We start from the raw sequence: 15,742 nt of genomic DNA, 5'->3' as shown, positions 1-15,742 counted from the left end.
AGCATGTTTTCGGAGCAGTAAGAATGCCACGGATTTCAGAACATCTTCCTGGGGAGACAAGTACGGTGACGTATATGATAAGGAAGAGTCAGAGATATTTCAGCAGGGATCCGAGGAATTCTCCGTGATGGATAGCATCATCAAAGGTGATGAATGCGTAGTAACATACTACTTTAATGAGTATGCAAAGCTCGTTCGGGGGGAATATTACATAGAACATCCCGGAAAGCAAATCGATGAGGCTTTTGGAGAATACTATGAGTTTTTATCAGAGCAGTACGGGAAGGCTGTTGATGAAGATAAAATTGTTGGTGTTACTTATGCTAAGTTTAGAACAAGAACTACTAAGATTACTATTGCAGTAAAGAATGGAGCAATTACGATAAAGTTTGAACCTATCCGAAATATCTGAGTGATATATTCACTTGCTCTCAAAATTAATCAATTTTTTATGCGCAATTTATCAGTATATAAGCAATATGGTTGATAATTAAATTGGCTTAGTACGCTGATAAAAGGTGGGCAATATGGCATTTTTGAGAGATAAAAATAATAAAAAGAATAAGGGATCATATTTTAAGGCAAGAGGTACATACACAAACCTTGGAAATAATGGATTTGGGAAAATGCCTGAAAATGTAAATGATTTTGATTCTTGTGGAGTGGCCTCCGGAATTGCTAATGAAATAAGGAAACGGAGAATATGGTCTACAATTTGGACATTAGTGCTCCTGATTGCTATTGTTGTGGGGATTATCTACAAGGGACCAGTTAGTCGACTGACTATAGTTTTATCTAGTATCTTTGTGCTATTTGCTTTTCGGATAATATGTGGGAATTTTGTTTTTAATATGGATTTTATTCTTGATTCGGATGAAAACAAAAGTTGGCACCAATTCCTGAATGCTATGAAAGCGTTTAATTCCTCGCAGTTTGGGTGGATTTCTAATGGGGATCCATATGCGGTATTAAATACACCGATTCGTAGTGCAAAGTTATGCAGCAAAGGGTTAGTTGCTGAAATAAATATAAATACAAAGAATGATTATTTCATGATAAAAGGCGGAAATATTAGTACATATTTTTTTCCGCGTTTGATTATTGTGGCCGGGAGAGAAACAAAAAATGTGAATGTTTTTTCATATGATGAGGTCAGGATTGAGGCTGGGCCAAACATGGCTACTATTAAAACTGGTTCAGTCCCCAGGGATACACAGGTCTTGCGATGGGAATACGAACACATGAGAGTTAACGGCGAGCCTGATATGCGATTTAAAGTGAATAGAAGATATCCAACATGCCTTTTTTCTGAATTATTTATAAGATTACCAAATGGTGGATGCCTTTCTTTTGTGGCGTCTGATCCTAAATATATAAATTTAATAAAAAGCGATATAGCAAGTTATAGACCTCTAATAGGGATAGGTGGGGTATGTGCTTCTTCAGAAGAAAATGGAAATACTTTGAATGAAGTTATGGAACAGGATAACACCCTGGAATCAGAAAGAAAGAGTCTATTGGAAGAAGTTAAAACCTTTATTGTTTTAAAGTAGGGTAAATGCCATGGCAGATGAGTTTACTAATAGCTTACATGAAGTATATCAGGATTCGGTGATAACTATATCTGAAAGATTATTTACACACGATAAGCGAATGCAACAGCAGCTTGACAGCTTCTGTAGGACGTGTGTGTTAGGCCTTTGGGGGAAGTTTGATGCGAATCAATCTATATGTGTGGATGCAATTTCAGAGATATATGCATTTGAAGAAAATAAGAATGAATACTCGAAGGCTGAAGTGTTAGAAACTCTAAATTTTTTTAAAGAAAACGATTTTGAAATTCAGATACCGGAGTTTTTCAAAAAGATAATAGCATTTGATTTGGTTAAAGAATCATATATCAGTAGACTCTTTATAGAGTCATTAAAGCTAATAATGATAGAAGCTGCATTGATTGATAGTAGCATATCTTTTGAAGAATCTAGGTACATAACAAGAATATGCAAATTATTTGCTGATTATTGTGATAAAAAGGGCGTAATGGAGCATGTTCAATCTAATGAGCTGCTGAATGATTTTGATCGCCAGTACAAACAGAATGAGGATATTTACAATAAATCCAATAATAATAGTAAAATATCAACTACAAAAGTTAACAAGCCTTCTGTTATGGGGGTTAAGTCTACAGCTATTATTGAAGATAATGAGAGCGCATTCAGTGAACTGAAAGCTTTGATAGGACTTGAGTCTGTAAAGGAAGAAATAGAGAGCATTGCTAATTTTGTAAAATTGCAGAAGCTGCGACAAATGCAGAATTTACCGGCGCCAGACATGTCTTATCATCTTGTTTTTACGGGTAATCCAGGAACTGGAAAAACTACCGTCGCACGTTTGCTAGCAAAAATATATAAGGATTTAGGAGTTGTTTCAGAGGGGCAACTTATTGAAGCTAAAAGTAGTGATCTAATTGCAGGGTATGTAGGCCAGACAGCAATAAAAACACATGAGGTTATTGAAAAGGCTAAAGGTGGCGTTTTATTTATCGATGAAGCTTATACGCTTGTAGATAAGACGGGACAGGGATTTGGACAAGAGGCAATAGATACCCTTTTAAAAGATATGGAAGATTATCGTGATGACCTGGCTGTTATAGTAGCAGGTTATGATGACCTTATGGAGGAGTTTATTAATTCTAATCCAGGACTGAAGTCGAGGTTTAATAGATATATTCATTTTGATGATTATTCAGAAGAGGAACTACAAAAAATATTCTTTTCTCTATGTGAAAAGCATCGATATATACTATCAGACACAGCAAAGGAAAAAATGGAGGAATATTTTAAATGGATTGCTGGAAATAGTGATGCTAATTTCGGAAATGGAAGAGGAGTAAGGAATATCTTTGAAAAGATACTCGAAAATCAGGCAAACCGTATTGCAAAGGATTTTAACACTGATGTTTCCAAAATATCCATTATCGAGGACGTGGATATTGAATGGGAAAAGGAAAATGATGAGTATTCCTTGGACGAGGCACTAAGTGAGTTGAATTCTCTTATTGGATTAGATGTAGTAAAAAAAGAAATAAATGAGCTTATTGATTATCTGAAAGTTCAAAAAAGAAGAAGTAATTCAGGATTACCATCTACAAAAACATCATTGCATATGGTGTTTACTGGAAATCCTGGAACAGGGAAAACCACGGTTGCAAGGATTGTTGCGAGAATCTTTTACTCACTGGATTTGCTGAGCAGCCCTAAGCTTACAGAGACAGATCGAAGCGGATTGGTCGCTGGATATGAAGGGCAGACAGCTATAAAGACAAAAGAAGTAATCGATAAGTCAATGGGCGGAGTCCTTTTTATTGATGAAGCCTACACTCTATCAAATCAGAGAGATACTTTTGGTCAAGAGGCAATAGATGTTTTGCTCAAAGAAATGGAAGACCATAGGGATGAGCTTGTTGTTATTGTGGCAGGATATGATGATCTAATGAATGAGTTTATTAATTCTAATCCAGGGCTTCATTCCAGATTCAATAGATTTGTTCATTTTGAGGATTATTCTTCAGACGAATTGGCAAGAATCTTTGATTCATTGTGTGCACGGGAAAAATATGTTCTGGAGGATGCTGGGAGAGAACGCCTCTTATCATTTTTTAAAACAGTTACCGGAAATTCCAGTTTTGGAAATGGAAGAGGTGTACGCAATCTGTTCGAGCGTATAATAAGAGCACAAGCGACTAGAGTAGCAAAACTGGATACAGATGAAGGGCTTACAGATATTTCCGAATATGATGTTGAGCAGGGAATTATAGGAATGAGCAATTTGTTGGACTAAGACTGTTCATGGGTATAGAAGTTACATATTTGAGATGGCAAAATACAGGAAAACAAGAAAATTTAGATATCCGCTGAATCTTTTACGCGATATATGTAAGACATGGGGAGCAGAGAATCTTCCGGTATCTGCAACTTCGGATGTTCGGACTAACCTTTTGAATGTCGTTAATGGCCTTACAGATGATGAGATAGAGCTTATTAGGCTTCGCTATGAAGAGGAGAAGACCTTCGTAGCACTTTCTGATTATTATGGTATATCTCCAAGTGGTGTACGTGATCGGATGGTTAAGATTCTGAAATTGCTTGGGACAAAGCAGTATTCTGATATGATCTACAAGCCGCGTAAGGATAAGAGTGAGATCAAGACGCTGGAAGATCTTGATCTTTCAAACCATGCCTATCGTACACTTCTTAGGAATAATATAACCACCCTGGATCAATTAAAGGAGATTGGACTTGAAGGAATACAGGGATTAAGGAGTGTAGGGGCGAGTACATATAATGAGATTCAGAAAAAAGCGGGATTTTTGTGGAGATAAAAAACGTTGCATTAATGAAAAGGATTAATGCAACGTTTTTATTTATGATAGAAAAGTGAAAGAAAAGTGATAGAAAAGGTATTTAATAACACAAAGGGGCTAGCAAACACTTACTCAATCAACAAAATGCCTATATCTTTGACTTAAAAGAGAAGATTCCGATAAGTTTAACTTGGGATGAGTTTTTATAAAATATATTAAGGAATTCAGTACTTTTTCTTTATCCTCGGCTGTAATATCATGCGAATTCCAGTTAACCGGCTCATCGTTTCTGATTATTCCCGAACTATAATTCACCCCCATATGTCCTTTATTATCGCCACTTATGATATCAATATCACATTTATGTGTCGCTGCATTTACAAGCATTTTACTAGTAAACCATTCCAATCCAACATTTTTTCCATCACATATTAAATCGATACAGCAGGTTTCATTATTTATTTCAATTTTTGCAATGTTTATTCCATCCGCTACGTTTATATTTTCATATATTATTTTCTCAGGTAGTGAATATATAGCAGTACCATCAGGAAATGATATAGGATATTCGAATTTTCTACTCCTATATCCACTATTAGCATTTATAAATTCAAAAACATATTTGCCATATGGATTATCCCCAAACTCTATTTCATCTTTCTTAATTGTGGCATATATCATTTTCTGATAATCTGAATATTCGAGGGGGATAACTTTATCATATACAACTTTATCGTTATCATTAACAATTTTTATATCAACATTAGCATCACCAGAAGGAAATCCATAGTTATCCCATTCCATTCCGGTACTAAAATATGCAAGTAAATTAGTACCACTAGAGACTGAAAATACCCTTGCATCGTTTATAAATTCAAAAAAATTTTTGTCAGCATCTGATACATATACCAATGCATCATCTACTAAGCCTGTATCAGTATATACCGACAGTTTTGTATTTCCGCATTTCTTACCAACCAATATACCGTTTTCTACATTCGCTACACTTTCATCTTCTACATTCCAGTGTAAATAATTATCAGATGCATTGAGTGGCGACACTTCATATTCAATTGGGATTTTCCCTTGCTGTACTGTTATAGTAATCACATCTTGTTTTATATTTAAATCAGATGGTTTTATACCTCTATCCATAAAGCTGCTAATAGTTCCGACATTAGCAATTATTGTTGTTACAGTAATCAAAAAGCTACCGGCTGCAGCAGCAATTGCTAAAATTTGCTTTTTAGTTAACGCACTCATCATTCATACTCCATAGCTATTCAGTCATATATTCTCTCTGTTTCCGAATCTGTTTATTTTCAAGATTTACCCATCCCGTATACTCATCTAAATCATCGCATTTAGTTTCAAAATCCATAACAGCAGTCAATAATTCTTCCTTCTCTTCTGGAGTCAAATCCTTTACATCTTGCCAATTTGATGGAAACTCACATACCTTAAAGTCAAATAGTGTTTGCTCTATCACGCTTCCCTCATAACCAGCACTGTTTATATAAATATGATAGTCTTTTCTCTCAAATGACCTTTCTAAGCAATCCAAAACATACTGTTCCTTATATATGTCTTCTCCATCGCATTCCAAATAAATAAATGTGCTTCCAGAATATTGTTCTACCTTACTAATTTTTATATCTTTTGTAAGTAAAATGTCTGTATAACTAACATAATCATCTCTGCATTCTTTCTGCACAGGAAGAAGAATATTATCGTAATCATCTTTTAACGCGCTTTCGAAGTAAGGTGTTTTATATGTTCCAGACGCATTACTCAGACAAAACTTGCATCTTCCGATTTGTGATGTTCCTAATTCAACTTTTTCTCTTGGTATTGCTACATAAGGTCTATCATCATATGTCTGTTTTATTGGTAAAGCATCATGAAATACGACTTGATCATCAGCGTTAATTAAAGATAAATCCACAGTGATATCTGGAAAATTAAATGTCTCATTGATCCCGTCAAACTCATAGTTTAAATAGATAAGTAAATCATCTCCCACAAGTACTGGGTAGATACTTACATCTTTAATATATTCCAAAAAACCATATTCTGCTGTACTCACAAATATATTTATGCTATCAACAACATCATTTTGAGCAGAAGCAGTTATAACAGCTTCTCCAGGGCTTTTAGCTGTAATTCTTCCGTTTTTTACAGAAACAATATTCTTATCAGACGAATCCCATTTAATATAATCCAATGATGCATTATCTGGTGATAATTCATACTTTAGCGTCTTTGAATCACCTATAATTATTCTCTCATCATCTTGCTTGAAAGCGATTCTCGTTGGATGTTCTTTTTCAGACAAAACTCCACTAAATGTTCCAATATTCATTAGAATAGTTGTTATAGCAACCATTACAGCTGCAAATGTACTACAAAGAGGAATCAATTTCTCTTTTGAAAAAAATTTTTTCTTTATTGGTGTTTCTTTTTCATTTTCAAAAGAATAACCGCACATAAAGCAAAATTTCCCATTTTCATTTATCTCATTTCCGCATTTAGGACAAATCATTTAAAAACCTCCACGCGAATATAAAGCAATCATAAGGAATTACTTGTCTGAATGGATATAATTCAAAAAACTTAGATATGTAGATATAAATTGGGCATTTTTAATACTATTTGTATTCTTTTCAATGCTTTCTAACAATTCTCTTTTCTTTTCAGCATCAATGGCGGCTAACTCTGTAGCAGCCTTGATATGGTTCTGCATCTCATTAACACTGTCTTGAATGTTTTGTTGATATCTATTACTATCAAATAAATTCAAAGCTTCCTTAATCGTGTCAGCTCTACCACTTTTAATCAGATATCTCAATTCATATAATACAGAATAATTAAATGATTCATTCCCAAACAAATGAACTCCCCACTCCAGTTTTTTATCCAGCTGATTATTATAAATATCCAGATAAGCTAGCTCCATTTGCCTATGTCTTGGATCCAAATTATTGTTTTGATGTTTTTCCTTGGCCCACTCTATAGTTTTATGTGCATATCTACGTACGATAAACTTCCATCCGCAAAAGATAATCGCAATTGCCAAAACTAGCGTAATGAAATTTTTCCATACGTTATCTAGAATCCAAATAGAAAATAAAAAATAGCCTATATAGAATGGAAAAACAAAATAATAATAATTATTGGGACGTTCATTCAATTCCAATTCATATTCTTTCTTTGCGTCTTCTAATTTTTTATATCCTTTTTCTACTTCTCCGGCACGTTCAGCTGCCTTTTCCAAAATTTCCATAGATGTATCTCGATCTATTGTATTTATATCGCCCATAGAATATTTATTACTTAAATCCAATACTGAATCTACAAAATTTTTGCTCATACTATGCCCCTATGATATTAAAAACGTTAAGATTCTATATTCTTGCAAAACACTAATTTGTAGCGTGTTTTAATTTTATTGTAATCGCTACCTCAAATCATTTAGTAAACAAGGCATAAATTTTTAATAAAATCTATGGTTTCCCTACAAAAAAACAAGGCTTTAAAATACTTTATTGATTCGTTTACACATTTCGTTGGAATATATTCAATTTGCGAAGTTTTTATACAATTTGTGAAGTTCCGTTGTCTGTATTCTGCAAATAGACTATAATCCCAAAGGAAATTATTTAGGAGGGACAGAAATGGCTAAGAAAAATATGTCAAATGATGAAAAAAGGGAATTGGCTTGGGACGAGGCAAGAGTAAGAAACAAAGAAGAAATCGCAAAGGTTGTAGCTTTTTTGAAACTTGATATGAATACTTTTGAAATTGAGTATTCTACTAAGTGCAAGCTGCTGATGCTTGGTGATTATTTTTCACATGATTTAAAAAGCTTGGTGAAGAGATCCAAAAGTCATTCAGAAGAATTAAAAGCATAAAGTAAAGTGATGAGGTCAGGCAATGTCTGGCCTTATTTTTTATGCATATATAAATAGATGATAGTTTTTGTGATAAAATTATAGGTACTATTAGGACAAAAATTCACTTTTATGAGGGGTGATGAAAATGGAAGAAGAAACTATTATTATTCCGCCAGAAGATGTGGAAGTAGTAGATGAATCAGAGTATATCGAAGATATAAATCAGCATTTTGAGCAGGTCCCGGAAATAGCTAAACCACTGATGAAGGAAGCAAAATCAGCTTTTTCTAAGATTGAGAAAGCATTATATACAGCACCTGCTTTTATAAATGCAGTTAAGGCTGCTATTCCTGATGTTACATTGCAGGCTGTATTAACTGATGAGCAGAAGCAGCAGTTAGCTGAAGGCGTGCTTAAGCTAATGACCAAAAAAGATGGCTCGCTTATGGCAAGTCTTGTCAATCCCGAAACAAAGAAGATTGTCGCTAATATTCCTTTGAAGTCTGTAGAAATGGCACCTGAGATTACTCAGGCCATGACAAGCTTTTCTACACAGATGCAGATGGCGCAGATTGCAGAACAGATTCAGGCTGTTCAGATTGCAGTCGAAGAAGTAAGAATGGGCCAGGAATATGATAGATTAGCAACAGCATACAGTTGTCAGCAAAAATTACTACAGGCAATGGAAATCAAGAATCCAGAGCTTAAAGCAATGGCACTTATGCAGCTTGCTTCATCTGCGGAAGATAGTAGAAATCTCTTGATGTTAAGCCAAAAGAGTAATGTTGAATTTTTTAAGAATCAGCCGGAGAGTTTCTTTAAGAAATTACTTGGTGGTGCACCAATTGATAAAATAAATGGACGTATGAGTGAAATCCGAGCAAGTTTGTGTGCCGTTAATATGGTATCTTTTGCAGAAGCTATGGCATATAAGGAACTAGGAGAACAGGAAGCGGCAAGAAAAAGTCTTAATTATTTTGCAACTTTCATTGAAGAAACATATGTGGCTGTTCCAGGGCTCGTAGATAGATTAGATATGATTGATCCTGCACCGGAAAACTACTGGTCAAAGGCTTTACCCAAAATAAGTGAGAAAATAAAAGCTCTTCCAACTGTACAGAAACCAAAGCGAATAGCTAAGAAAAGAACTACGAGGAAGAAAAAATGAAGAACGATTCTGAAATCAGGGTGTGTAAAAATAAAAAGTGTAAGAAGATTTTACCCGAAGGTTATAAGCATAGGTATTGCGAGGCTTGTAGAAATAAGCATGCCCAGATTGCGAAAAATGTAGTCAAAGGTGCTACAGCATTTGCTGGCGTTGCTGTGCTCGTTATATCTGGTGGTAAAATTGATTTAAAGAAATAAGAAGATTCTGAAATAGGTAATATTATAGCCCGTAGCATGGTATTAATCTATGGCATTGCTCCGCGGTATGTTGAGACGGTAGTTTGCTTGAGCAACAAAAATGCGAAGCCGAAAGACTATGTCGAAATCGCTGTAGAAGCGAAGGATTACTACATGATTAAGGATTCCAGAGGGAAATAAATGTCAAAGGTAATTAAGGGAAAAAACGATTTGGCAACTACTAATCCTACTTTGGCTTGTGAGTGGCATCCTGTAAAAAATGGGAATATGAATCCTACGGATGTGACTGCTGGAAGTGGAAAGAAAGTCTGGTGGTTATTATCCTACGATGATCCAAGCACGGGAAAGCATTTTGATTTTGAATGGGAAGCCTCGATAAGTGATCGCAACTCAGGAAGTGGATGTCCTTTTTTGGCGAGTAACCCAAGGGTTTGGCGGGGATTCAACGACTTAGCAACCGTTGACCCTGCATTAGCATTGGAATGGAATTATGAAAAGAATTATCCCTTAACGCCTTGTGATATAACATCTGGGAGTAGTAAACGCGTGTGGTGGAAATGTAATACTTGCGGTTTTGAATGGGCGATTTCGGTGGCTAATCGTAAACAAGGATGGGGTAAATGTGCCAAATGCAAAAAGCATTCCCAAGTCTGACGATTCGGAGTTTTTACATGGCAACCATGTATCGTAACAATAGGTATGTTGTCCCAAATATGGGAATAATTAATAACTCATAAGTAATAACGCGAAGGCGATACATTTTTCTTGCGCACCATCTTCAAGTATTTGATAGCAGAGAAGATGCTATAGGTACTTGGTTTGAGCCATTTGTATCAATGCTTGACAGGATGATTTCAGTGCTAAATAATCAGGATAAATCAGAAGAGGAATTGCCGAGCAAAAAGGTTGTTATTTAAAAAATAAAGATATTCTATATTTAATAATAGAGCATCTTTCAAACTATAGACAAAATGGTATGAGCATTGTGAGTTGTGAAAACTTACAATGCTTTTTTTTATTTTATAAAAAAACGTCAGATTTTCTTTTTTTAGAGGCTACCTATTAGGAAGCATGAATTAAAGCTTTCGGAAAGGTGGTAAAGAACTATGAAACACAAGTTGAGAATCAGTGTTTCAAAAGAGCCACAGACAGCTGGGATAATCACCTGCAAGAACATCGCTATTAGGGAAAGGCTGCTGAGTTTACTTTTTGGAGACAAGCGAAAAGTCACAGTACTAATTCCTGGAGAGAATGTTGGTGAAATCGAGATCTGTGAGACTAAGAAAGGAGGAGACGATAATGGACAAGGCGAAGAAGATTCTTGAGGTGGTACAGGGGTTGCTGAAAGTTGTAGAGGACATCAGATCTTTGGCTGATAGCGTGCAATCAGTTTGTACTGTTATTACTGATTGCGTATCAGTTAAAGAAGAAGCTGCTAAACTTCCTGATAAGGCTGAAGAAAAGAAGGTCATTGAGCAGAAAGAGCCTGAGATAACTCTTGAGAAGGTAAGGGGAGTTCTTGGTGAAAAGAGCCGAGCTGGTCATACCGCTGAAGTAAGAGAAATCATTCAGAAGTTTGGTGCTGACAGATTGAGCGATGTTGACCCAAAGAACTATGCTGCGATTATCAAGGATGCGGAGGTGCTCTGATGAGAATGCATTCAATATTATCGCCTTCTGGCTCCCATAGGTGGCTTAATTGCACCCCATCAGCAAGGTTGGAACAGAAATTTGATGATAACGAGTCAGAGGCTGCCAAAGAAGGTACAGCAGCACATGCTTTATGTGAGCATAAGCTGAAGAAGGCTCTTCGGAGGAGAAGTAAGCGGCCAGTGTCTGATTATGACTCTGATGAGATGGAAGAATGCTCGGATGCTTATGTAGACTTTGTCATCGAGCAATATGAAAAAGCTAAGCAATACTGTAAGGATCCTGTTGTCCTTATAGAACAGCAGCTTGACCTTACTGAGTATGTTGAGGAGGGACGTGGAACAGCTGATTGCCTCATCATATCGGATGATCTGCTCCATATAGTGGATTTTAAATATGGCAAAGGAGTCCTGGTGGAGGCTGAAGATAACCCTCAGATGAAAATCTACTCACTTGGCGCACTCAGATTATATGAGGCTTTGTATGACATCAAGAATATCTCGATGACAATTTTTCAGCCACGAAGGGAAAATGTCAGCACATGGACTATATCAGTTGATGCACTTAAAGAATGGGCAGAGAACGAACTGAAGCCTAAAGCACAGATGGCATATAAAGGTGAAGGTGAGTTCTGTGCTGGGGAGTGGTGCACTTTCTGTAGGGCATCTGTTAGATGCAGAGCAAGGGCTGAAGAAAAACTGAAATTGGCGCAGACCGAATTTAAGCTTCCACCATTATTATCGGATGATGAGATAGCAGAAATTCTTAGAATCATACCGGATCTGACCAAATGGGCTGGAGAGATATCTACCTACGCAACGGATGCTGCTATCAATCATGGTAAAAAGTGGAATGGATTCAAATTAGTAGAAGGGCGTTCGATACGTAAATACCGGGACGAAGGGAAAGTCGCTGAAGCGGCAATTGAAGCTGGTTACAAGGATATCTATCGTCAATCACTTATCACTCTTACTGAGATGCAGAAGCTGATGGGTAAGCAAAAATTTGAGGAAATACTCGGTGACCTCGTATTTAAACCACCGGGAAAGCCAACGCTTGTTCCAAACTCGGATAAGAGACAGGCTATTAACGTTAACAATGTAAAAGACGAATTCAACGAAATTACGGAGGATATTTAAAATGGCTAACAAGAAACTTATGACAAGAGTAATCACAGGCCCTAACACAAGACTTTCATATTTTCATGGATGGGAGCCTGCTTCTATAAACGGAGGAGCTGAGAAATATTCTGTATCAGTACTCATTCCTAAGGATGATAAGGAAACAGTAGATGCGATCAATGCAGCTGTTGATGCAGCTATTGAGGAAGGAATCGATAAGTTCGGTGGTAAGAAACCTAATAAGAACGTGATCAAGCTTCCTCTCAGAGATGGAGATGCTGAGCGTGAGGATGAGGCTTACAAGGGACATTACTTTATCAATGCTAACTCAAACACAGCACCACAGATTGTAGACAGGATGGTTAAGCCTATTCTGGATCGTTCTGAAGTTTATAGCGGCTGCTATGCGCGTGTATCTTTGAACTTTTATGCATTTAACTCAAACGGAAACAAAGGAGTTGCTTGCGGATTAGGCAATATCCAGAAAGTCAGAGATGGTGAACCTCTGGGCGGAAGGTCAAGTGCTACAGATGATTTTGCAACTATTGACGATGATGATTTTCTTTCATAAGAAGTCATAGGTAATGAGTACAGGCGGTGGAGGAAGACTCTACCGCCTTTTTATAGGAGAAGCCAATGAAGAACCTGGAAATTGATATCGAGACATATTCATCTGTAAGCCTTCAGAAATGTGGGGTATACAAATACGCTGAAAGCCCTGATTTTGAAATATTGTTGTTGGGGTACAGCGTAGATGGTGGAGATGTTTCTACTATAGACATAGCTTCTGGTGAGGAGATACCTAAAGAAGTATTGGAGGCACTCACAGATGAAAGTGTGACAAAATGGGCATTTAACGCTCAATTCGAAAGAGTCTGCTTATCAAGATACCTTTCGGATAAAGGATTATTAAATACAGAACGCTTTTTAGATCCTGCTTCATGGAAGTGTTCTATGATATGGTCGGCATATATGGGACTTCCACTATCTTTGGAAGGTGTAGGTGCGGTGCTTGGACTTGAGAAGCAGAAACTATCTGAAGGCAAGGAGTTAATCAGATTCTTTTCAGTTCCATGTAAGCCCACAAAGGCAAATGGTGGCCGAATCCGAAATCTACCAGAACATGCACCTGATAAGTGGGTAAGGTACAAAGCTTATAACATAAGGGATGTTGAGACAGAGATGCAGATACAGGAGAAACTCAAGAAGTTCCCAGTTCCAGACATGATCTGGGAGGAATACTGTATTGACCAGGAAATAAATGATAGAGGAATACGCGTGGACTTAACTTTGGCTGACAGTGCTATGGAGATTGATGAGAAAACTAGAGATAAGCTTACCAAGGATATGAAAGACCTTACTGACCTCGATAATCCGAATAGTGTATCACAGATAAAATCATGGCTTTCTGATAATGGCCTTAAGGTTGATACGTTGGGAAAGAAAGCGGTGGCTAATCTTATTGATGATACTGAGGGCGATATATCAGAAGTACTTTCTTTAAGACTTCAGATATCAAAATCTTCAGTTAAGAAATATCAGGCTATGGAGAATGCAGCATGTTCTGATGATAGGTGTAGAGGAATGTTTCAGTTCTACGGAGCAAACAGAACTGGAAGATTCGCTGGGAGATTGGTTCAATTGCAGAATCTTCCGCAGAATCATATGCCTGATCTGAAAGAAGCTAGGGAACTTGTAAGGGAAGGAAATGTAGAAGCACTAGAACTCTTATACGATGATATTCCGGATACATTATCACAACTGATAAGAACAGCTTTTATACCAGCTGATGGGAAAAAGTTCTATGTTGCAGACTTTTCAGCTATTGAGGCACGTACGATAGCATGGCTTGCCGGAGAAGAGTGGAGAATGCAGGTGTTTGCTGATGGCGGGGATATATACTGTGAATCTGCAAGCCAAATGTTTAAGGTTCCGGTTGTAAAGCATGGAATTAACGGGCATCTGAGACAGAAAGGTAAGATTGCGGAATTGGCGCTTGGATATGGCGGTTCGGTTGGTGCCTTGAAGTCAATGGGAGCAATTGATATGGGACTTGATGAGAATGAACTTCAACCTCTTGTGGATGCCTGGAGACAGGCTAATCCCAATATTGTCAGATTTTGGTGGGACATTGACTCGGCAATAAAAAAGGTGATTCGTAACAGGGAAGTAAAGATAGTAAAGGGAATAAAGTTCTTTTATCAGAGTGGGATGCTATTTATTACACTCCCATCTGGAAGAAACCTATGCTATGTGAAGCCACGTATAGGAGAGAACCGTTTTGGAGGAGAGTCTGTTACTTATGAAGGTGTGGGGAGCACTAAAAAGTGGGACAGAATAGAATCGTATGGCCCCAAATTCACGGAGAATATTATACAAGGCATATCAAGGGATATCCTTATGTATGCTATGAAAACATTACATAATTTCGACATTGTTGCCCATGTACATGATGAACTAATCATTGAAGCTGATCCGAAAGCTAGTATAGCGGCTATATGTGAACAGATGGGAAGAGTTCCATCTTGGGCTGAAGGCCTTATTCTCAGAGCAGACGGATATGTATGTGATTTTTATATGAAGGACTAAAAAAACGTCAGATTTCACCTCTTGCCAGGGCTACCTGGTAGGAGGTGCTTTTTTATATGGAAGGAAAGAATAGAAGAGTAAAAACAGAACAAGAAGATAAGGTGAGATGTACAAATTATCTCTTGCAGATGATCGAGAAGTATGGAGCAGAAGTTATGGATGAGAGTAAAGAAGCGAAACGAACCAGTAAAAGCGCATAATATTTGAGGGCAAGGATTGTTGAATTCTTGTCCTTTATTCGTTTGTTCCGTTAAAAATAGCACGACATAATTAAGATATACAGACGGTTGTCGGAAAGGTAGGGAAATATGAATAATGTAGTTCATGAAGGTGCAAAGGTATATATCTATACAAGGGTGTCAACAGTAATGCAGGTTGATGGTTATTCCTTGGATGCGCAAAAAGATGAAATAATGCGATATGTAAATTATAAGAATATGCATGTGTGCGGTGAATATACTGATGAAGGAAAATCAGGTAAAAACATTCAAGGTAGACCGGGATTTCAGCAGATGATGGATGATATTGTAGAAAAAAAGGATAATGCAACATTTGTCATATGCTTTAAGCTGTCGAGATTTGGAAGGAATACTGGAGATATTCTAAATTCACTTAAGCTGATGAAACGATATGGCGCGCATCTCATATGTGTAAAAGAAAACATCGATAGTTCATTGGATTCTGGGAAAATGATGATTAGTATTCTTGGTGCCATGGCAGAGATTGAGAGGGATAATATCAATGTTCAGACTATGGCGGGG

The 15,742-nt window shown here is 37.0% G+C and carries 18 protein-coding genes; 15 read left to right on the top strand and 3 right to left on the bottom strand.

Annotation, left to right across the window (positions count from 1 at the left end):
- The 4 genes from G630_RS25150 to G630_RS0116870 form a co-directional block, all read left to right on the top strand.
- The coding region (locus G630_RS25150; protein ID WP_026499264.1) for a hypothetical protein at positions 1 to 412 on the top strand (412 nt) is incomplete at its 5' end.
- A gap of 115 nt (positions 413 to 527) precedes the next feature.
- Positions 528 to 1,553, top strand: coding sequence for a hypothetical protein (locus tag G630_RS0116880; protein WP_026499263.1), 1,026 nt, complete (start codon positions 528 to 530; stop codon positions 1,551 to 1,553).
- A gap of 181 nt (positions 1,554 to 1,734) precedes the next feature.
- On the top strand, positions 1,735 to 3,840 hold the full coding sequence (locus G630_RS22470) for an AAA family ATPase (RefSeq protein WP_049946273.1): 2,106 nt from the start codon (positions 1,735 to 1,737) through the stop codon (positions 3,838 to 3,840).
- Positions 3,841 to 3,874: 34 nt separating this feature from the next.
- The gene (locus G630_RS0116870; protein WP_026499262.1) at positions 3,875 to 4,381 is read left to right on the top strand and encodes a DNA-directed RNA polymerase subunit alpha C-terminal domain-containing protein; all 507 of its coding nucleotides are present in this window, start codon (positions 3,875 to 3,877) and stop codon (positions 4,379 to 4,381) included.
- A 114-nt stretch (positions 4,382 to 4,495) separates the two neighbouring features.
- Here G630_RS0116870 and G630_RS0116865 read toward each other — a convergent pair whose 3' ends face one another.
- The 3 genes from G630_RS0116865 to G630_RS0116855 are packed head-to-tail and all read right to left on the bottom strand — an operon-like array spanning position 4,496 to position 7,733.
- The gene (locus tag G630_RS0116865; RefSeq protein WP_155832021.1) at positions 4,496 to 5,629 is read right to left on the bottom strand and encodes a hypothetical protein; all 1,134 of its coding nucleotides are present in this window, start codon (positions 5,627 to 5,629) and stop codon (positions 4,496 to 4,498) included.
- A gap of 13 nt (positions 5,630 to 5,642) precedes the next feature.
- A complete protein-coding gene (locus G630_RS0116860) occupies positions 5,643 to 6,905 on the bottom strand; it encodes an Ig-like domain-containing protein (RefSeq protein ID WP_026499260.1) in 1,263 nt (420 codons plus the stop codon).
- Positions 6,906 to 6,944: 39 nt separating this feature from the next.
- Positions 6,945 to 7,733 carry a hypothetical protein gene (locus tag G630_RS0116855; protein ID WP_026499259.1) on the bottom strand — a complete coding sequence of 263 codons (789 nt, stop codon included), beginning with the start codon at positions 7,731 to 7,733 and terminating at the stop codon, positions 6,945 to 6,947.
- 304 nt (positions 7,734 to 8,037) lie between these two features.
- Between G630_RS0116855 and G630_RS0116850 the strand changes: the two genes are divergently transcribed.
- From G630_RS0116850 to G630_RS22455, 11 genes are all read left to right on the top strand, one after another.
- Positions 8,038 to 8,274 (top strand): hypothetical protein, encoded by a 237-nt coding sequence (locus G630_RS0116850; RefSeq protein WP_026499258.1) that lies wholly within the window; start codon positions 8,038 to 8,040, stop codon positions 8,272 to 8,274.
- 127 nt (positions 8,275 to 8,401) lie between these two features.
- Positions 8,402 to 9,424 carry a hypothetical protein gene (locus G630_RS22465; protein WP_044959665.1) on the top strand — a complete coding sequence of 341 codons (1,023 nt, stop codon included), beginning with the start codon at positions 8,402 to 8,404 and terminating at the stop codon, positions 9,422 to 9,424.
- Positions 9,421 to 9,621: a hypothetical protein gene (locus G630_RS0116840; RefSeq protein ID WP_026499257.1), complete on the top strand. Its 201-nt coding sequence runs from the start codon at positions 9,421 to 9,423 to the stop codon at positions 9,619 to 9,621. The genes G630_RS22465 and G630_RS0116840 overlap by 4 nt, the downstream gene beginning before the upstream one ends.
- A 180-nt stretch (positions 9,622 to 9,801) precedes the next feature.
- The gene (locus G630_RS22460) at positions 9,802 to 10,275 is read left to right on the top strand and encodes a zinc-ribbon domain-containing protein (RefSeq protein ID WP_026499256.1); all 474 of its coding nucleotides are present in this window, start codon (positions 9,802 to 9,804) and stop codon (positions 10,273 to 10,275) included.
- 452 nt (positions 10,276 to 10,727) lie between these two features.
- A complete protein-coding gene (locus tag G630_RS0116825; protein ID WP_026499255.1) occupies positions 10,728 to 10,946 on the top strand; it encodes a hypothetical protein in 219 nt (72 codons plus the stop codon).
- Positions 10,921 to 11,271 carry a hypothetical protein gene (locus G630_RS0116820; protein WP_044959659.1) on the top strand — a complete coding sequence of 117 codons (351 nt, stop codon included), beginning with the start codon at positions 10,921 to 10,923 and terminating at the stop codon, positions 11,269 to 11,271. The genes G630_RS0116825 and G630_RS0116820 overlap by 26 nt, the downstream gene beginning before the upstream one ends.
- The gene (locus G630_RS0116815; protein WP_026499253.1) at positions 11,271 to 12,410 is read left to right on the top strand and encodes a DUF2800 domain-containing protein; all 1,140 of its coding nucleotides are present in this window, start codon (positions 11,271 to 11,273) and stop codon (positions 12,408 to 12,410) included. The genes G630_RS0116820 and G630_RS0116815 overlap by 1 nt, the downstream gene beginning before the upstream one ends.
- A 1-nt stretch (position 12,411) precedes the next feature.
- On the top strand, positions 12,412 to 12,963 hold the full coding sequence (locus tag G630_RS0116810; RefSeq protein ID WP_026499252.1) for a DUF2815 family protein: 552 nt from the start codon (positions 12,412 to 12,414) through the stop codon (positions 12,961 to 12,963).
- Positions 12,964 to 13,028: 65 nt separating this feature from the next.
- The gene (locus G630_RS0116805; RefSeq protein ID WP_026499251.1) at positions 13,029 to 14,981 is read left to right on the top strand and encodes a DNA polymerase; all 1,953 of its coding nucleotides are present in this window, start codon (positions 13,029 to 13,031) and stop codon (positions 14,979 to 14,981) included.
- A gap of 56 nt (positions 14,982 to 15,037) precedes the next feature.
- Complete coding sequence (locus tag G630_RS24890; RefSeq protein ID WP_155832019.1) at positions 15,038 to 15,181, top strand: hypothetical protein; 144 nt, start codon at positions 15,038 to 15,040, stop codon at positions 15,179 to 15,181.
- A 108-nt stretch (positions 15,182 to 15,289) separates the two neighbouring features.
- Positions 15,290 to 15,742: recombinase family protein (locus G630_RS22455; RefSeq protein ID WP_044959655.1), on the top strand; the 453-nt coding region annotated here is incomplete at its 3' end.

Origin of the sequence: Butyrivibrio sp. WCD2001 (assembly GCF_000424485.1) — a bacterium.
Taxonomy (GTDB): Bacteria; Bacillota; Clostridia; order Lachnospirales; family Lachnospiraceae; genus Butyrivibrio.
This window is presented reverse-complemented; position numbering and strand designations above follow the sequence as displayed.